Annotated in this window: 18 protein-coding genes and 1 pseudogene; 11 read left to right on the plus strand and 8 right to left on the minus strand. The window is 38.7% G+C overall.

Annotated elements, in window-relative coordinates; translation table 11 throughout:
- Positions 1-22 precede the first annotated feature (22 nt).
- Positions 23-709, minus strand: a complete 687-nt coding sequence (locus C9J31_RS01150) for an adenine nucleotide alpha hydrolase family protein (RefSeq protein ID WP_054768511.1) — start codon at positions 707-709, stop codon at positions 23-25.
- Between the two features lie 487 nt (positions 710-1,196).
- Here C9J31_RS01150 and C9J31_RS01155 point away from each other — a divergent pair, with 487 nt between their 5' ends.
- From C9J31_RS01155 to C9J31_RS01185, 7 genes are read left to right on the plus strand one after another with little or no spacing between them, the layout of a single operon-like run.
- Positions 1,197-3,611, plus strand: a complete 2,415-nt coding sequence (locus C9J31_RS01155) for a Na+/H+ antiporter subunit A (RefSeq protein ID WP_193767129.1) — start codon at positions 1,197-1,199, stop codon at positions 3,609-3,611.
- Positions 3,598-4,020 (plus strand): Na(+)/H(+) antiporter subunit B, encoded by a 423-nt coding sequence (locus C9J31_RS01160; RefSeq protein ID WP_107926067.1) that lies wholly within the window; start codon positions 3,598-3,600, stop codon positions 4,018-4,020. The genes C9J31_RS01155 and C9J31_RS01160 overlap by 14 nt, the downstream gene beginning before the upstream one ends.
- 3 nt (positions 4,021-4,023) lie before the next feature.
- Entirely contained in the window at positions 4,024-4,362 is a 339-nt protein-coding gene (locus C9J31_RS01165; RefSeq protein WP_107926069.1) for a Na(+)/H(+) antiporter subunit C, read from the plus strand.
- The gene (locus tag C9J31_RS01170; RefSeq protein ID WP_107950677.1) at positions 4,355-5,860 is read left to right on the plus strand and encodes a Na+/H+ antiporter subunit D; all 1,506 of its coding nucleotides are present in this window, start codon (positions 4,355-4,357) and stop codon (positions 5,858-5,860) included. Before C9J31_RS01165 ends, C9J31_RS01170 begins: the two co-directional genes overlap by 8 nt.
- On the plus strand, positions 5,860-6,342 hold the full coding sequence (locus C9J31_RS01175; protein ID WP_107926073.1) for a Na+/H+ antiporter subunit E: 483 nt from the start codon (positions 5,860-5,862) through the stop codon (positions 6,340-6,342). The genes C9J31_RS01170 and C9J31_RS01175 overlap by 1 nt, the downstream gene beginning before the upstream one ends.
- Positions 6,342-6,626 (plus strand): Na(+)/H(+) antiporter subunit F1, encoded by a 285-nt coding sequence (locus tag C9J31_RS01180; RefSeq protein WP_054768510.1) that lies wholly within the window; start codon positions 6,342-6,344, stop codon positions 6,624-6,626. The genes C9J31_RS01175 and C9J31_RS01180 overlap by 1 nt, the downstream gene beginning before the upstream one ends.
- The gene (locus C9J31_RS01185; protein ID WP_054768509.1) at positions 6,604-6,963 is read left to right on the plus strand and encodes a Na+/H+ antiporter subunit G; all 360 of its coding nucleotides are present in this window, start codon (positions 6,604-6,606) and stop codon (positions 6,961-6,963) included. Before C9J31_RS01180 ends, C9J31_RS01185 begins: the two co-directional genes overlap by 23 nt.
- A gap of 248 nt (positions 6,964-7,211) precedes the next feature.
- On the opposite strand, the pseudogene C9J31_RS01190 reads toward C9J31_RS01185, so the two are convergent.
- A pseudogene (locus C9J31_RS01190) lies at positions 7,212-8,560 on the minus strand (IS1182 family transposase).
- A gap of 638 nt (positions 8,561-9,198) precedes the next feature.
- Between C9J31_RS01190 and C9J31_RS01195 the strand changes: the two are divergent.
- The 3 genes from C9J31_RS01195 to C9J31_RS01205 all read left to right on the plus strand — a co-directional run bounded on the left by C9J31_RS01195 (position 9,199) and on the right by C9J31_RS01205 (position 11,484).
- On the plus strand, positions 9,199-9,999 hold the full coding sequence (locus C9J31_RS01195; RefSeq protein ID WP_107950678.1) for a transporter substrate-binding domain-containing protein: 801 nt from the start codon (positions 9,199-9,201) through the stop codon (positions 9,997-9,999).
- A 110-nt stretch (positions 10,000-10,109) separates the two neighbouring features.
- On the plus strand, positions 10,110-10,769 hold the full coding sequence (locus C9J31_RS01200; protein WP_107950679.1) for an amino acid ABC transporter permease: 660 nt from the start codon (positions 10,110-10,112) through the stop codon (positions 10,767-10,769).
- The gene (locus C9J31_RS01205; protein ID WP_107950680.1) at positions 10,762-11,484 is read left to right on the plus strand and encodes an amino acid ABC transporter ATP-binding protein; all 723 of its coding nucleotides are present in this window, start codon (positions 10,762-10,764) and stop codon (positions 11,482-11,484) included. Before C9J31_RS01200 ends, C9J31_RS01205 begins: the two co-directional genes overlap by 8 nt.
- Positions 11,485-11,579: 95 nt before the next feature.
- Here C9J31_RS01205 and C9J31_RS01210 read toward each other — a convergent pair whose 3' ends face one another.
- Complete coding sequence (locus tag C9J31_RS01210; protein WP_107950681.1) at positions 11,580-11,843, minus strand: hypothetical protein; 264 nt, start codon at positions 11,841-11,843, stop codon at positions 11,580-11,582.
- A gap of 13 nt (positions 11,844-11,856) precedes the next feature.
- On the minus strand, positions 11,857-12,261 hold the full coding sequence (locus C9J31_RS01215; RefSeq protein WP_153062536.1) for a saccharopine dehydrogenase family protein: 405 nt from the start codon (positions 12,259-12,261) through the stop codon (positions 11,857-11,859).
- Between the two features lie 212 nt (positions 12,262-12,473).
- Between C9J31_RS01215 and C9J31_RS01220 the strand changes: the two genes are divergently transcribed.
- Entirely contained in the window at positions 12,474-13,295 is an 822-nt protein-coding gene (locus C9J31_RS01220) for a metallophosphoesterase (RefSeq protein ID WP_107925341.1), read from the plus strand.
- Positions 13,296-13,378: 83 nt separating this feature from the next.
- On the opposite strand, the gene tatC is transcribed toward C9J31_RS01220, so the two are convergent.
- The 4 genes from tatC to C9J31_RS01240 form a co-directional block, all read right to left on the minus strand.
- Complete coding sequence (tatC, locus tag C9J31_RS01225; protein ID WP_107950683.1) at positions 13,379-14,221, minus strand: twin-arginine translocase subunit TatC; 843 nt, start codon at positions 14,219-14,221, stop codon at positions 13,379-13,381.
- A gap of 11 nt (positions 14,222-14,232) precedes the next feature.
- Positions 14,233-14,436 (minus strand): twin-arginine translocase TatA/TatE family subunit, encoded by a 204-nt coding sequence (gene tatA, locus C9J31_RS01230; protein ID WP_107925343.1) that lies wholly within the window; start codon positions 14,434-14,436, stop codon positions 14,233-14,235.
- A gap of 124 nt (positions 14,437-14,560) precedes the next feature.
- Positions 14,561-16,273 (minus strand): GMC family oxidoreductase, encoded by a 1,713-nt coding sequence (locus C9J31_RS01235; RefSeq protein ID WP_107925344.1) that lies wholly within the window; start codon positions 16,271-16,273, stop codon positions 14,561-14,563.
- Positions 16,274-16,285: 12 nt separating this feature from the next.
- Complete coding sequence (locus tag C9J31_RS01240) at positions 16,286-17,029, minus strand: gluconate 2-dehydrogenase subunit 3 family protein (protein ID WP_107925345.1); 744 nt, start codon at positions 17,027-17,029, stop codon at positions 16,286-16,288.
- Between the last annotated feature and the right edge of the window lie 546 nt (positions 17,030-17,575).

The following is a 17,575-nucleotide window of genomic DNA, read 5'->3' on the forward strand; positions in this document are numbered from 1 at the left end:
ATTGAGTGCGTGTTGTTTTACTTTATTGACGTAACGGTGATAAAAATTCTACGGGAAGATTGCCCTTATCAATAACGAAGCCCTCTGAAATATGAACTTCATGCATTTTATCATTATACGTGAATTTGAAAATACCGTTGTCAAAGTCTGTGCCGATTTCTTTGAAGAAAATACCTTCGATTGAAACATATTTAGGACATGTAAATGCCACCTTAAAGTCATCGTTCTCTTTAATTAAGTAAGCACGTACACCTTTTTCATATGTATCATTGGCATCATCTTCAGTAGGACGTTGAACCGCAACAATATGGAAGTCAACAAAAGGTACTTCTTTTAAAAGAACGTTCAGGAATGAGCCTTTTGTAATTTCCTCCCAGCGACTTTGTGCACTTTGACCTACGATAATTTGTGAAATACTATAATTCTTTGCCACCTCAGCAATGACCTTTTGTATAGGACGTTTTTCATTGTCTAACAAAATGAATTTTTCAACCTCAAGTTCTTCCGATAGGTCTTTCCACTGATCAATGTAACTGGATTTCTCCACGTCAAATGCATCAAGGGGTTGTGAATCGACTGAAAGAATATAGAGTGGGCAATCGAGCATCGTTGCCATTTTATGACCGCGACGAATTAGGCGCTCGCCATTGAGACCGTAATAAACGCAAACTAAAATACTTTCGTCTAATCTCCCTTTTACATGTTTCATAAAAAAATCACACCTCTTATCCTGTTGTTATTTTGTTATTTGTACTGCCGATTTCCGAAAAATTATCCTAAAACAGCTAAAACCGATGCAGTTACAGTGCATTATGCACATTTATAATGTATACTTAAAAGTGTATAAAAGTTAATTACGATATATCGGAAAACCCTTGAAGAAATAGGCTTATCTCCATGCTCTATAGTTATTTGATATATGCATTACGTGCATGTAAACCAATTGCCTCTATATGCCACATTATTATGCAGTGAGTTAAATAGATAGTCAAGTGTCATGATAAATTGAAATTTTAAACGATAGGGATTGTCGTCATTTAAATTATCATTAGTTGAATTTATCGGGTACTTACGGGTGTTTAAACACCCGCTTACTCTTCGTTTTGAAGTATTATCTTAACACCATTAGTACGAGATATAAATCCCGTTTTAAGAGAAATTCTGATATGTTAGTTCAGTTAGTAGGAGGTCTTCCTTTGGTTACAGTTCTCATTATGATACTTTTCCCATTTGTTTGTGCTGCACTTATTCCACTGCTATACAGGCGACTAAGGCGTGTTGCACACCTTGGCTGGTTTGTTTTATCCGTTCCAATCATATTGTTTCTTTTACTCGCTAGGTATATTCCTCAAATTGCCGAGGGTAAAGTGTTTATCCATACATATGAGTGGATTCCCTCTTTTGATATAAATTTCACAACATACCTTGATGGACTCAGTATGATTTTCGCTTTGCTGATTACAGGTGTAGGTAGTTTAGTTATTTTATACTCTATTTTTTATTTATCAACGAAAGAATCACTTCATCATTTTTACTGCTACTTATTACTATTCATGGGCGCAATGCTTGGCGTCGTCTTTTCAGATAATTTAATGGTGCTATATACATTTTGGGAATTAACGAGTGTATCGTCGTTCCTACTAATTGCATTTTGGCATCATCGTAAGGCTTCGCGTGCTGGTGCGAGAAAAGCTATGACCATTACTGTTTTTGGTGGACTTGCAATGCTAGCAGGTTTCCTGATGCTTTATGTTTCAGCAGGAACGTTTAGTATTCGTGAAATTGTGGCTAACGTAGAGGTAATACGTGATCATACATTGTTTATTCCAGCATTATTACTTATTTTAATGGGGGCTTTTACGAAGTCTGCACAATTTCCCTTCCATATTTGGTTGCCAGACGCAATGGAGGCACCAACACCTGTTAGTGCGTATCTACACTCTGCGACAATGGTCAAGGCAGGTATTTATATAGTTGCTCGCTTTTCTCCTGTGTTTGGAGGAGAGGCAATCTGGTTCTGGTTAGTAAGTGGCGTTGGTCTTGTAACATTATTCTGGGGCTCATTCAATGCGGTACGACAAACAGATTTAAAGGCATTACTGGCTTATTCGACAGTCAGTCAGCTTGGGTTAATTATGAGTTTATTTGGTCTTGGCTCAGTCGGACATTATTTTGGATATGCAGAAAGTTCAATTCTTTATACACAGGCAAGTTTTGCGGCGCTGTTCCATCTTATTAATCACTCCACGTTTAAAGGGGCATTATTCATGATGGTCGGTATTGTCGATCATGAAGTTGGGACACGCGATGTTCGTCGTCTAGGTGGTTTGATGGCATTGATGCCAGTAACCTTTACAATTGCAGTTATTGGCGGCTTTTCGATGGCTGGACTACCACCATTTAATGGTTTCCTTAGTAAAGAGATGTTTTTTACTGCCGTGCTAGCCATCCGTGATGTCGAAGCATTTTCAATTGCTGATATGGGACTATTGTTCCCAATACTGGCTTGGGTGGCAAGTATATTCACCTTTGTTTACAGTATGATTTTAATTGGCCGTACATTTTTTGGAAAATTAAAGCCTGATAAGATAGACAAGAAGCCGCATGAAGCGCCAGTTGGGATGCTAATCTCACCTATAGTACTATGTCTGTTTGTTGTTGGCATTTTCTTTTTTCCAAACGTACTTGGACATTATATTTTAGAGCCTGCCATGGCAAGTATTTACCCAACGTTCCCAAGTGCAAGCGAATTAACGCCACATATCCATGCATGGCATGGCTTTAATGCTGAGCTACTGATGACATTTGGTGTCGTCATTGTCGGTGTTATCTTATTTAAAACATTCGATAAATGGAAACCACTATATCGTGTGTTTTCTCAAAAATATGCCTTTAATACCTATTATAATCGTATGATTGAATTTGGCGAAAATAGTTCAATAACGCTTACAAAGCGTTATATGACAGGCAATCTCACGCATTATTTTGTTTATATTTATGTATTTTTTGTGGCACTTATAGCGGGGTACTTTATATGGTCGGAAGCATTTGCATTTAACTTTGCGCAGGACTCAGCAGTTGAGTCGTATGAGCTAATTTTAGTATTTGTCATGATGTTTGCGGCAGTTTGGATGCTTTTCGCTAAAGGTCGTGTAACTGCCATGCTGTTAAATGGTGTGCTTGGTTATTCCATAGCGTTCTTCTTTGTGATTTTCCGCGCACCTGATTTAGCATTGACACAATTAGTCGTTGAATCTGTAACAACAGCACTATTCCTCCTAAGCTTTAAATATTTACCTGATGTAATGCCTGAAATCGCCCGTAAGAGAGTGAAGTGGTCGAATGCAGTCCTTTCCATTTTTGTTGGCGCTACAGTGACATTAGTTGGCTTAGCGGTTGTGCATTACGATAAATTCAAACCAGTGTCATTGTATTTTAATGATGCCTATGAGTTAGCGGGTGGTTCGAATATTGTTAATACAATTTTAGGAGATTTCCGCGCATTTGATACGATGTTAGAAGTTGTAGTTCTTCTTATTGCAGGCTTAGGTGTGTATACATTGACGAAACTCAAGCCGCGAAAGGAGGAGGCAGATCATGAAAATCAATGATGTTATTTTACGTACTGTTACGAAGGCTGTCGTATTTATTATTTTGACACTTGGTGTGTATTTATTCTTTGCGGGACACCATGCACCAGGTGGTGGTTTTATCGGTGGTCTTGTACTTGCTTCAGGTATTGTATTGCTCTATTTGGCGTATGACATTGAAACAGTGCACAAAGGGATGCCGTTTGATTTTAAGAAAGTAGCAGCGCTCGGGGTATTGCTAGCGACTGGAACAGCAGTTGGCTCATTATTTTTTGATGTGCCATTTTTGACGCAGACCCATACCTATATCGATGTGCCGATTTTCGGGAAAATGGGCTTTTCGACAGTAACTATATTTGAAGCTGGCGTGGCATTAACCGTGGTTGGCGTAGTTGTAACAATTATTTTAAGTATAAGTGAGGATGAGTAGCCTATGGAGTCTTTAATACTAGTTTTAGTTGGTGTATTGGTAGCTGTGGCTACATACTTAATCCTCTCCAAGCAGTTATTACGTGTGATTTTAGGAACGGCTGTATTATCACATGCAGCGCATTTACTTATTTTAACGATGGGTGGTCTGAAGAGAGGCGATGTGCCACTTCTTGGTGAATCGGAGGGCCCGTATACAGATGCGCTTCCACAGGCACTAATCTTAACAGCGATAGTTATTAGCTTTGCAGTGACGGCGTTCGTGCTCGTTCTCGGCTACCGTGCCTATAAAACAAATGGTTCGGGAAACTTTGATGAATTGAGAGGTACACCGGATGAGTAATATTATTGTTTTACCATTAATTGTGCCGGTCATTACGGCCATCTTGCTCGTATTTATGCGTGAAAATGTTTTATTACAGCGCATCATCACTTTATTAACATTAGTTTTTGTAACGATTATCAGTATTGTGCTTTTGATGGAGATTCAGGTGCAGGGAGTAATGCGTATTGATTTCAGCGGCTGGCTCCCTCCATTTGGGATTTCATTTGTGGCTGACTCCTTTGCGGTACTGTTGGTTTTAGTAGCCAATATTGTTGCAGCAATTTGTTTGCTATATGCAATCTTTACGATAGGCGAACGTTATGAAAAAATGTATTTTTATTCGTTTGCCTTACTGATGATAGCTGGGGTCAATGGCTCATTTTTAACGGGTGATATTTTCAATTTGTTTGTATGTTTCGAGGTGATGCTACTCGCTTCTTATGCGCTCATTGCTTTAGGCGGTGAGAAAGTTCAGCTACGTGAGGCGTTGAAGTATGTGCTCATCAATATCGTCGCATCATGGATTTTCCTAGTAGCATTGGCGTTTTTATATGGAACCGTTGGAACGTTAAATATGGCGCATATTTCAGTACGTGTTATGGAGACGGGCAATGATCCACTAATTACGACAGTTGCACTTATTTTCTTAATTGTCTTTAGCTTGAAAGCAGGTCTATTATTATTCTTCTGGTTACCAGGTTCATATAGTGTACCGCCAACTGCTATTGCCGCATTATTTGCAGCCCTTTTAACAAAAGTAGGGATTTATGCACTCGTACGTACTTTTACATTGTTATTCACAAATAATACAGAGGTAACACATACAGTTCTCGGTGTTATGGCAGGATTAACAATTGTAGCGGGTTGTATGGGGGCACTTGCTGGTCGAGATGTGCGAACAATTGCTTCCTATAATGTCCTTATTGGGGTTGGTTTTATAGTAGCCGGACTTGCCATTGGAACGGAATCGGCATTACAGGGTGTAACGTACTATTTAATGCACGATATGGTGGCAAAGGCAATGTTATTTTTAGCGGTTGGCATGATGATATATCTTACTGGTGAGACCGTTATAGATAAAATGAGTGGACTCATTCGAAATTATCCCGTCTTTGGTTGGATGTTCTTTATAGTAATGTGTTCGCTAGCCGGAATTCCGCCATTAAGTGGTTTTTTAGGGAAGGTATTAATTGGACAAGGAGCTATTGAGGGTGGTAACTTTGTCCTGCTAGGTCTTGGTTTCTTATCGAGCTTAGTTGTCTTGTATTCACTACTACGTATCTTCCTTAGTTCATTCTTTGGTGAAACAATTATAAGTCTAGAGGATGAAAAACCACTGCCGAGGCGAGTAGAGTTGCCAGTTATATTGCTGGCGCTTTGTACAATTGCTTTAGGCATTGGGGCAGAGTGGATATCACCATATATTACGGATGCAGCTGAAACGCTACATACGCCTTCGATATATATAGATGCAGTGCTAGACGGTGCAAAATGGCAAGGCGAGGTGAATGAGTAATGGCAATGCAATTTATATTGAACTTGTTCATTGCAACACTTTGGTTGCTGTTGCAGGATGAAATTACACCGCAATTTACTACTTTTTTAATGGGCTTTATTGTGGGGATTGGTATTTTATATGCGATGCACCGCTTTTATGGTACGCAGTTTTATCTGCGTCGTGTGTTTTCAACCATTAAATTATTATGGCTCTTTAATTGGGAGCTGTTATTATCGAGTTACAGTGTGTTAAGACAAATTACAACACCGAAGTTGAATATTACACCGGGTATTTTTACGTATAAAACGGAGCTCAAAGGAGACTGGGAAGTAACGGCACTTGCCTTATTACTAACATTGACACCTGGATCTGTCGTAATGGAGGTTTCCGAAGAGGGTGATTTGTTCTATATTCATGCAATGGATATTGAGCAATCTAAGGACGCAGTAATTCGTTCAATAGGAAAGTTTGAACAAGCAATAATGGAGGTGACACGCTAATGATTGAAAATGTTTTACTATTAGCACTTGCATTATTTAGTGTTTCGATTGCACTGTCGTTATACCGTGTCATTCGAGGACCATCGATGCCAGACCGTGCAATTGCACTTGATACGATTGGTATCAACCTTCTTTCGTCAATCGCTATCGTCTCGATTGTCTTACAAACGAAGGCTTATTTAGAGGCAATACTAATTTTAGGCATATTGGCCTTTATAGGCACAATCGCCTTTACGAAATATATAGAAAGAGGTGTGATTGTTGAACGTAAATCAAATGATTGAATGGACAGCGGTCATCCTAATTCTGATAGGCTCAATTGTTAGTGTTATTAGTGCGTTTGGGATGATTCGTTTGCCAGATGTTTACACGCGCTCACATGCTGCAACAAAAAGTTCGACACTATCGGTCTTAACATGTCTTTTGGGCACATTTATATATTTTTGGGTACATGATGGTTATGTTAGTGTGCGCCTAATTTTAGGAATTACGTTTGTCTTTGTAACGGCTCCTGTAGCAGGACATTTAATCTGTCGTGCTGCCTATCGCTCGCGTGTCCCTTTAGCAGAAGGCTCCGGTGAGGATGAGTTGAAGTCCAAACTGTTTTCAGATGAGAAATAAGCACAGACCTATTTGGGTCTGTTCAAACTGGAGTCAAAAGGTTTCGGGAATGCTGGTCAATCCCGAAACTTTTTTTCTGTAATTTTCACACAAGTGAACGTTTGTAAAGTCCGTGTTTCTTACACTGTAGACAAAAGCCATCGAGAAGTTCACTCTCGATGGCTTTTGTCATTTTTCTTTCTCTTTCATTTTTAATATTTGGTAAATTACTGCCGTATCCAACATACTCTTTGAGCATAGATGCTCTCTTAAGCTGTCTGCCACGTCCAAGTATCCAGTTTCTTTAAATTCATGGCAGCAAAAGTAAGCATCGCCTGCATGGACAATTTTTTAAGACCTCTTAAGGTTGTCCATCGCATTCCATGCTTTTCCTTTGCATCTGCAAAGACACGCTCAATCGTTTCTTTGCGCTTTGCATAGATTTGTTTAATGTCATAAGAATGGCGTAAATGTTCAGCTTCTTCCACATACGACTCCCAAATATGGCGTTGAATGAGTTTTTGATGATTCTTACTTTCTGTACATTGGGAAAGGCTTGGACACTTAGCACAAATCAAAGGATTCGATTTATATTGCCGTAGCCTTCCCTCGTCGTTGTCGCATACTTCAATATCTGCCCTTGTGGGCAAAGATAACAATTATAGTGCTCGTCATATATATACTCGTGCTTTCGGAAGAATCCATCTTTGGTTTTAGGACGTGTATATGGAAGAACAGGCAACATTTGATTCTCTAATAAAAAGTTCGTAATCGCTGGTGTTTTATAGGCTGCATCTGCCGCAACGGCGATTGGTTTTTGAACGTTTTGAATGACCCTTTGAACAAGTGGTTGCAATACATGGCTATCGTGCACATTTCCCGGAGTCACAATGGCACCCAATACAAAGCCCTTTTCATCTGTCGCTGCATGAAAGGAATACGCAAACTGTTTCGTACGTTCATCCTTCACGTAATACCCACTTTCAGGGTCTGTAGTGCTTTCCTTTATTTCTTTCCATTCTTCTTTTTCAAACTTCTCCGGGGGGAAGGGCTTTTTTCCGTGTTCCTCACGATCAATATTTAACTCTGATTGAAGTTTCTCTTCATAAGCCCGTGTTTCTTTTCGCACGACCTTTTTATCATACTTTCGTTTATTCGCACTCGCTTTCACATGCGTAGAATCGATAAATAAATGGTCTGCATGGAGGAGTCCTTGATGCATAATCTCTTTTAATATACGATAGAAAATATGTTCAAATATATCGGTGTCTTGAAAGCGACGGGCATAATTTTTACCGAAGGTAGAGAAATGCGGGACTTCTGTATGGAAACCAAATCCTAAAAACCAGCGATACGCCATATTCGTTTCAATTTCTTTGATCGTTTGACGCATGGAGCGAATTCCAAAAACATATTGAATAAACGTCATTTTGAAGAGAACGACAGGATCAATACTTGGACGCCCATTAGGTGAATAGAGATTTTCTACTAAGGGATAGATAAATGAAAAATCAATAGCAGCCTCTAGTTTTCACATTAAATGATCTTGGGGAACTAATTGATCAATCGTTAACATTTCTAATTGTTCACGTTCATTGGTTTGATTCTTCGTCATCATCATTTATCACCTCAAAAATTTACTTTTCAACACCCTATGTAGATGGAGCACTTTATGTAGAAGTTGATTGGAACGAAGGGCGGCGACTCCTGCGGGAAAAGCGGGAAAGTCGAGATCCTGGACTGAGCGAAGCGAGGGAAGCAGCTCGACCCCGCCCGCGGAAAGCGTCCGCCCGTAGTGGAAATCAACGGCTTTACTTTATTTCATTGTAAAAGAAAAAAGACTGTAGGCAAACTCAAAATTCATTGAGTTTCTACAGTCTGAACAGATCTCCTAAAAGGAGATCTGTTTTTTTATAGTCTAGAATAATCTCAAGGCAAGGGAAAAATTAGAATTTACTTGAAGCAAGCATAAATGTTCAAAAGAAGGAAAATAGTATAGTAACGCTAATTTTATGTAGATGGAGGTTGGCATTAAGTTTAAATATTAACAGAAAAATAAAAATAAATTGATTTATTAGAAAATTTAGTTTAAAATATTTTGCAAAAAATTTTAACTTTTAGCTTGAAAATTATTTTGAAAGAGTATATCTTAATTAGCAGATAGATTTTTTATTCTGTAATATGAATAAATATCCAATCTGATATTTTCTAGAAATTGGATCATAATACACAATAAATACAAAGGAGTGTTTAAATATGAAGAATAAAATTTTTATACTTATGCTCGTTCTAGTCATCGGTGTACTTGCAGCATGTGGTACAAAAGATGATAACACAAGTGATACAGGCTCAAACGCTGGTACCGGGACGGAAGAAAAACAAGTAATAAAAGTAGGAACATCTGCTGACTATGCACCATTTGAATATGTGGATGCTGCAAAAGGTGAAGAAATTATTGGTTTTGATATTGATTTAATTAAATTAGTTGGTGAAAAGATTGGTGTAGAAATACAAGTTCAAGATATGGATTTCAACAGTTTAGTACCAGCTTTACAAGCAGGTAAAATTGACGTTGTTATTTCTGGTATGACACCAAATGAAGACCGCGAAAAAGTTGTGGATTTCTCAGATAAATACAATGAAACAGAGCAAGTGATCGTTGTGAAGAAGGATAGTGGCATTAAAAAAGAAGCTGACTTAGCTGGCAAAAAAATCGGCGTGCAAACAGCTTCGATTCAAGAAACTTTAGGAAACACAATTGCGAAAAAAGTAGATGTAGCAGTTGAAGGACGCACTCGTATTCCTGAAATTATTCAAGACATGATGTCTAAACGTTTAGACGGTGCAATTTTAGAAGGTGGCGTAGCGAAAGGTTATCTTAAAACAAATGATAAATTAGCAGCGTTCCCTGTAGAAGAGCAACCTGAAGACTTCAAAGCAATTGCTGTTCCAAAAGGTAGTGACCTTAAAGATAAAATTAATCAAGCTTTAAAGGAATTAGCGGATGAAGGCAAAATTCAAGAACTTGAAGAAAAATGGTTAGAAAAAGCTGAATAATTCAATTGAAATGCGATAGCTCTATATAGGGCTATCGCTTGTGCTTTTCTTGTTAACTAAATTCAGACCTCCCTTAAGGTTTAATCGATAAAAAGAAAGGAGGGAATGCTGTGAATTTAGATTTTACAGCTATAATTCCCTCTATTCCTTATATATTAAAAGGAATAGGTGTTACACTTCAAATTACAATTGGTGCAACCATCATTGGTTTTATAGTAGGTATATTATTAGCGCTTTGCAAAATTGGTAAGATTACGGCACTTCGCTGGTTTGCCGATATTTATACGTCAATTTTCCGTGGGACACCGCTTGTCCTACAATTAATGATTATTTACTATGCTGTACCGCAATTATTAGATATTCAGATTGCCCCTGTACCGACCGCAATTATTGCGTTTGGTTTAAACTCTTCTGCCTATATTTCTGAAATTATTCGTGCTGGTATAAATGCAGTCGATAAAGGACAGCAAGAAGCGGCAATGGCGCTGGGCGTACCTTACAGAAAAATGATGAAGGACATTATTATTCCCCAAGCATTGAAAAATATTTTACCTTCATTAATGAATGAATTTATTACATTAAATAAAGAGTCAGCAGTTGTAACCGTTATTAGCGCTCTTGATATTATGCGTCGTGCCTATATTGTAGGTGGAGCAACATATCGCTATCTTGAGCCATTATTAGTTGCAGGTTTAATCTACTACATTATGACGCTTGTGTTAACGTTCCTTGGTAAACGAATCGAGAAAGGAATGAGAAAAAGTGATTAAAATTGAAGATTTACACAAATCATATGGACAAAATGAAGTTCTAAAAGGGATTTCTACAGGGGTAAAAGAAAAGGAAGTTATCGCCATTATTGGTCCCTCGGGTTCCGGTAAATCTACTTTTCTTCGGTGCCTGAACCTATTAGAAGAGCCTACTAGCGGTAACATAACAATTGCTGGTGAAGTGTTAACAAAAAAAGGAACAAACATAATGAAAGTGCGTGAAGAAGTCGGCATGGTATTTCAGCATTTTCACTTATTCCCGCATAAAACAGTACTTGAAAATTTAACATATGCGCCAATTAATGTTAAAGGTGTGGACAAAGCGACAGCGACGAAGAAAGCTGAAGATTTACTAACGCAGGTGGGCCTTTTTGAAAAGCGTAACGAATATCCAAGCCGTCTATCTGGTGGTCAAAAGCAACGTGTTGCGATTGCTAGAGCACTTGCCATGGATCCAAAGGTAATGTTATTTGATGAGCCCACTTCAGCACTTGACCCGGAGATGGTCAAAGAAGTATTGGCTGTTATGAAAAATCTAGCAGATACAGGAATGACGATGCTAATCGTGACACATGAAATGGGCTTTGCACGTGAAGTAGCAGACCGTATTTTATTCCTTGATGGTGGTAAGCTTATTGAGGATGCATCACCTGAAGAGTTTTTCTCAGAACCATCAACACAACGTGCAAAAGATTTCTTAGAAAAAGTACTTTAAATCAATTTCGCCGTTAATAAGGTTGAATGAAAATAAAACGCAATTAGACTTGCTTTATATGAACTGCTAAATGCGTTTTTATTTTTAAGAATTATTTATATATTGTTTATTTTGTACAGTAGGAATATCAAATTATTCCTTAATGCTTCAAGAGTAAATAGCTCCTCTATATGGAATGTGCCAGACGAATGCTCCTTTTCAAGCAATTTCTGAGCGACTGTTGCGGCTATTTTAGCTGTAATGAAGGATTCATCATTTTCAGTAAAGGTTAACGATGCAGCAATTTTTCCATGCTGCTTTATGCCTGTAGCCTCAATTTTGATAGCACATATAGGAGAACCAATCTTCATCTTTTGCATGAGGAATGCAAATCTATTCTTTAGCCACGGACATTTCAATAATAATATGAAGCTTTTCCATGGAGAAAAATTGTTGTGCTACATGCATGGCCATTAAATTTGTCAGCCCAGGAGCTAAACCGACACTAAGTATGGCTGTTGTATTGTGTTGCACAGCGATGGGATTTAGCAATTCTAACTTCTGCAAAAAGGAATAGCTTGCGGAAATATCAATATATTTAATCCCTTCTTCAAGGCAACGTTCAGCGAATTTGGTGTTTTCTTGCTCTAAACACATGATGACAAGAGCTATATTGGCTAATTGATGACGCTCGATTTTTTTCGTAACATCCAGTTGAATAGGGGTAGCCATGTTATTTAGCTGTGTACAAAATTGTTTAGCTTTTTCGATAACCATTGGGCTTTCTTTGAAATTCAAGCAGCCTCTATAGTCCATGAGTATACGCTGGAACATCGTATAAGTTCCCTAAAAATTGATAGATAAGACTAGCCGAAGTTACAGCCTGGGTTAGTCTTTTTCGCAAACTAGTGGATTTTCGGAGTATGTACTTACAATCGCATTGTTTTTTGCTTATAATAGTAGATGCAGAAGATTTTCTGAATAAGTAGCCACGAAGTGAGCGATTGCGATTGAAAAAATTATTATACGTAGGTTTCTTTCTTGTCTTTATAGTCATTTTTTTGTACGTAAACAATCACTGGCTGGTTGTAAGTGAGCATGTATTTGAATCAGAAAAGGTACCAGAAAGCTTTGATGGGCTACGTATTGTGCAGATATCAGATTTACATGATGCCCTCTTTGGTGACACGCAAGAGAAGCTAATAGCAAAGGTTAAGGCGACACAGCCGGACATTATTTTTATTACGGGTGATGTCATAGATAGCAATCGCTATGATTTGGAGCAGAGCTTGCAGGCAGTTCAAGGGCTAGTTGAATTAGCGGATGTGTATTATGTACTCGGGAATCATGAAGTGGCGACCAATAAGGTTAGTGAAATTTATGAGGCGCTGTCATCGTTAGGTGTACATATAATGGCCAATGAATCGACCGTATTAGAGCGCAACGGGGAGCGCTTGGCGATTGTTGGTATTGAAGATCCGTTAATGGGCAGAACAACAGAAGAAATGCTGAATCTTGCGACAACATATGTCCCACAAGATATGCTAAAGCTGTTACTTGCCCATCGACCTGAAGTGTTTAATGTGTATGTAGCAAGCCGTATTGACCTGGCATTCACAGGGCATGCACATGGTGGACAAATTCGTATCCCTGGACTTGGTGGACTTGTTGCGCCGGGGCAGGGCATGCTCCCGAAATATACAGCCGGTATTTACGAAGGACAGGAGACAAAAATGGTCGTGAGTCGAGGTTTAGGCAATAGCACTGTACCATATCGGATATTTAATTTACCCGAAATTGTTGTCATGGAATTAAAGACAAAAAAGAGATAGTCTCAATTTTGAGACTATCTCTTTTTATGCTCGTAAATGCAATGTCAGACGCGAATTCGACTTTCTAACAATACGTTTGTAGCTTATTGGACAGCTCCGGTTACTTGCTTACGTTCCAAGCGCTTAACTATCAAAATGCTTATTTCGTATAAAAGTATCATTGGAATTAAGACGAGTAGCTGACTAATAAAATCAGGTGGAGTAATGACTGCAGAGCCAACTCCCATAGCAATATATGACCAGCCCCGTATTTTTTTCATGGAGTTCGCAGTTAATAGGCCAATGGATGATAAGAAAATTGCAACAATGGGTAACTCAAATAACAGTCCGAGTGGCACTGTTGTCATAATTAAAAAATGCATATACTCGCTCGCTGAAACCATGACATTAAAATTAGCCGCACCTATGCTTACTAAAAAAGTATAGCTAAGTGGGTTGACGACAAAATAACCGAACGCCACGCCCAAGAAAAAAAGCAAAAACATAACAGGCGCATAGAGACCAAGAAATCGACTTTCCTCTTCTTTTAATCCTGGTTTAACAAAACTCCAAAGAAAGTGAACAAAAAACGGTATGGACAGCCCAAGTGCCAATGTTGTGGAAATTGTCATATAAAATTTAACAACTTCAAGTGGGCCTAAGATAATGAGTGAATGTCCACGAGTCACGTATGGAAACCAAAAATTTATTGTCGAGAACACGACAATGAAAAATAGTATAAATACAACGAGTGCTTTAATGATTTGCTTACGTAGTTCGCTAATATGCTCAAGCAAAGAGTCCACAGGAATAAGAGGCTTATTCGTAACCACTTCCTGTTCAGTGTCAATTGTCAGATTTCCAATAGAAGCCTCCACAGCTACGGGAGGCTCGTCTTGTGCTTTATCGAGTGGACTTAAATATTTTCTTTCTTCATATGGATCCATAGGAACACCTCCTACGAAACGTCAGATTTTTTTTCTACCTTTTTTGCCGGTTCATCGTCATCATCTATTAAGCCTTTCGTTGACTTTTTAAATTCTGCGAAAGTTTTACCAACTGCACCACCAATTTCAGGTAGCTTTTTCGGACCAAAAACAATTAATACAATAACCAAAATGATGATTAATCCAGGAACACCAATTGCACCAAGACCTCCCATATGTCAAGCCTCCTATTAAATTATCGTTATTCGTAACCTATGCGAAATCGCTATACGCTTTCAGCATGGTTTTTTAAGTAGTCCCTGTCCCATGCGATAGTATGATGAGCGAGGATACGTTTTCTTAAACTAAAGACCCACCAGATTTGCTGTAATTAATAATCCCCTCTGCACAGCGATAGGCAAGTGCACCTAAAGTGCCTGTTGGATTGTAGCCGCTATTATGTGGGAAATTTCCGGCACTAACAGCGAACAGATTTTCAACGTCCCAATGTTGTAGATAGTTATTCACAACACCATTCTCAGGCGTTGAGCTCATCACCGTTCCACCTGTATTATGTGTTGTTTGATATGGCACAATATTGTAATCCGTAATCTCTGCACTTGGGACAATTGTTTTGGCACCCATTTCTTTCATGATGTCAGCCGCACGCGCTGAGATAAATTTATGAAGTGCACGGTCCTGGTCAGTAAAGTTGTAGGTTAATTGCATTAATGGCAAACCGTAAGCATCCTTGTATACCGTATCAAGTGACAGATAGTTATCTTTATGTGGCATAGAAGCACCTTGTGCCCCAATACCGAATGAACGTGTATAGTAATGGATTGATTGCTTTTTAAACTCTGGTCCCCATGTTGGTGTATCTGGAGGGGTTGGGTTTGAGCCGATAGGACGCGTACCAGTTTGTGTTAAGGCAATATTACCACCATGTATGAAGTCTAATTCACTATGATCGAAGTTATCACCGTTATAGTCGTCTACGGTCATACCGAGTGAGCCTGCGCCCATAAATGTGTTATATTGCTCATCAAAGAATCCGGCAGCACCCGGTAAAATTTGATAGCAATAGTTTCGACCCAGTGTTCCTTTTCCTGTTGCTGGATCATATTTTTGCCCTATATTGGAAAGCATTAATAATTTGGCATTATTAAAAACATAGCTTGTTAAGACAACAACGTTAGCAGGTTGAATAAATTCTTCGCCAGATATGGTATCGACATATTTGACACCTGTTACTTTGTTTCCTTGCTTCAGAATTTCAACAACATTGGAATTAAAGCGTAAGTCGAAGTTTCCTGTTTTTAAAGCAGTCGGTACAACTGTAATTTCTGCAGAGGATTTTGCGCCATACTCACAACCAAAACGTTCACAGAATCCGCAGTATTGACAGGCGTTAATCGTTTCACCATCAGGATTTTTATAGACTTCTGATACGTTAGCAGAAGGAACCATATAAGGTGATAATTTTAGATTTTTTGCTGCTTTTTCAAATTGCTCTAGCATCGGTGTCATTTTCATAGGAGGTGTTGGAAAAGGATTTGAGCGTTTACCAGCAAAAGGATTTTTTTCATCCCCCGAAATACCTGCCGTTTTTTCGAATTTGTCGAAATAAGGCTCTAGTTCATCGTAGGTTAAAGCCCAATCCTGCAGTAAATAATCAGGTCCTAATTTATTTGGACCATAGCGTTCGTCGGTCAGTGTTTTAATCTGAAAATCATACGGTAAAAAGCGATAAGACATACCGTTCCAGTGTGTCCCAGATCCCCCTAGACCCTCTCCAAGTAAAAAGGAACCAAGCTGGCGCATTGGTAATGCTCTCATTTTGCTGTTATTACGGAAGGATACAGTCTCCTTCGAAAGGTTTTGCATTAAGTCATATCGAATTGCATAACGATACTCATCATGAACATTTAAATAATCTTCGGTTCCACGTTTTTGTCCACGCTCCAAACCTACAACCTTTAAGCCAGCCTTTGAGCACTCTGCAGCAACAATGCCCCCAGTCCACCCTACACCGACTGTTACAACGTCTACACTTGGTAATGTTGTTACCATCTAAAAAACCCCCTAATGGTTGCCTAATGGGTTAGGCTCAATTTTTTGGAACTTTGGATCTTCAATTTGTGTAATAAAAGCCATCTGATGTCCTGGGAAGCCTTTCATACGCCAGCCATCCATATTTCGATTCCCGCCATACATCGGATCAGCATAAGCACCCTCTAATGTAGCTGCACGTAACAAAGCAAAGAAGAATGCGGATGTGACACCGCTCATCTGAACTTCTCCCTTCTGGAAGGCAGTTAAAATTTCGTCCATTTGCTTACCTTCTAAATCACTAAAACCTTTTTTGAATCGACTTTGTGCTTCTGCTTCTATTTTTTGAACACCCTGTTTGAAGATTTCTGCCCGTGTTAGTCGACTTTGATAGCCTTGTGTTGGTGAACCTTCAGCGAATGGGCCATGCATGTATTCCTTGGAGTTACTGCCGTATTGCCCGGCTAATTGATGATCTATAAAATAGGGTACGTCTAAACCAATCGCACCTGGACCTAAATCGTCCTCTGGGAAAATGCGTTCAGTAGCATTCGATAAAACTCTAAAATCTCGGTCGTTCATGAAAAACATTTTAGCTTTAGGTGCTCCAGTAGCTTCATTTGTAGTTCCATTACCATGATCTAAAGTTGAAGTTCCTTTGCCATTCATGTTATAGCCTACAAGCCCACCTATTAAGCCACCACCGACTAATGTACCAGCAGCAATACCTGTTGTTTTTAAAAAGTCACGACGTGAAACGTTATTGTCAGTACTCATATAAAATCCTCCCCTCAAAAATAAAGAAATTATGTTCTATCATTTATAATCAGCAAAAAAAGTAAATTATAATCATTTGCACATGGGAAAATTTTTAATTTTATCCAGTAAGTGATTGCCAATATAACCACAATTACCATAAGCTGATTTTTGGGTAGAAAGTTATTTGCACTAGGGGCGTATTCTCGAAAAAAGAGCAAGCTAAATCCGTGGAAAAAACCGGGTGAATTAAATTTAACGTTGTAGGATGAGGTGTTTTAAAATACATATAATAGCATTATTGTATGATGCTTGTAGGGATGAAAGTAAATGCAAATAATCTAAGCGTACACTTCGATGGGGAGAGGTTTAGCTTTTATAGAGGAAAGTGACTGCTATAACCATAAAATAGGGGAATCTATAGACACGTACATCGTGCTTTAGCTAAGCAACTGGCAAGTTTGATGGCCATGTACGACCAAACGGTAAAACTGTGCCTAAAGTGTTAAATGATACAATACCCTATAAATGAATTAAGGAGCTGTCCAAACACCTTGGGCAGCTCCA

Source organism: Lysinibacillus parviboronicapiens (genome assembly GCF_003049605.2).
Taxonomy (GTDB): domain Bacteria; phylum Bacillota; class Bacilli; order Bacillales_A; family Planococcaceae; genus Lysinibacillus; species Lysinibacillus parviboronicapiens.

Coding starts and splice junctions, on each gene's coding strand:
- C9J31_RS01150 (WP_054768511.1), bottom strand. CDS start 709: ATGAAACATGTAAAAGGGAGATTAGACGAAAGTATTTTAGTTTGCGTT.
- C9J31_RS01160 (WP_107926067.1), top strand. CDS start 3,598: ATGAAAATCAATGATGTTATTTTACGTACTGTTACGAAGGCTGTCGTA.
- C9J31_RS01165 (WP_107926069.1), top strand. CDS start 4,024: ATGGAGTCTTTAATACTAGTTTTAGTTGGTGTATTGGTAGCTGTGGCT.
- C9J31_RS01170 (WP_107950677.1), top strand. CDS start 4,355: ATGAGTAATATTATTGTTTTACCATTAATTGTGCCGGTCATTACGGCC.
- C9J31_RS01175 (WP_107926073.1), top strand. CDS start 5,860: ATGGCAATGCAATTTATATTGAACTTGTTCATTGCAACACTTTGGTTG.
- C9J31_RS01180 (WP_054768510.1), top strand. CDS start 6,342: ATGATTGAAAATGTTTTACTATTAGCACTTGCATTATTTAGTGTTTCG.
- C9J31_RS01195 (WP_107950678.1), top strand. CDS start 9,199: ATGAAGAATAAAATTTTTATACTTATGCTCGTTCTAGTCATCGGTGTA.
- C9J31_RS01210 (WP_107950681.1), bottom strand. CDS start 11,843: ATGCAAAAGATGAAGATTGGTTCTCCTATATGTGCTATCAAAATTGAG.
- tatC (WP_107950683.1), bottom strand. CDS start 14,221: ATGGATCCATATGAAGAAAGAAAATATTTAAGTCCACTCGATAAAGCA.
- tatA (WP_107925343.1), bottom strand. CDS start 14,436: ATGGGAGGTCTTGGTGCAATTGGTGTTCCTGGATTAATCATCATTTTG.
- C9J31_RS01235 (WP_107925344.1), bottom strand. CDS start 16,273: ATGGTAACAACATTACCAAGTGTAGACGTTGTAACAGTCGGTGTAGGG.
- C9J31_RS01240 (WP_107925345.1), bottom strand. CDS start 17,029: ATGAGTACTGACAATAACGTTTCACGTCGTGACTTTTTAAAAACAACA.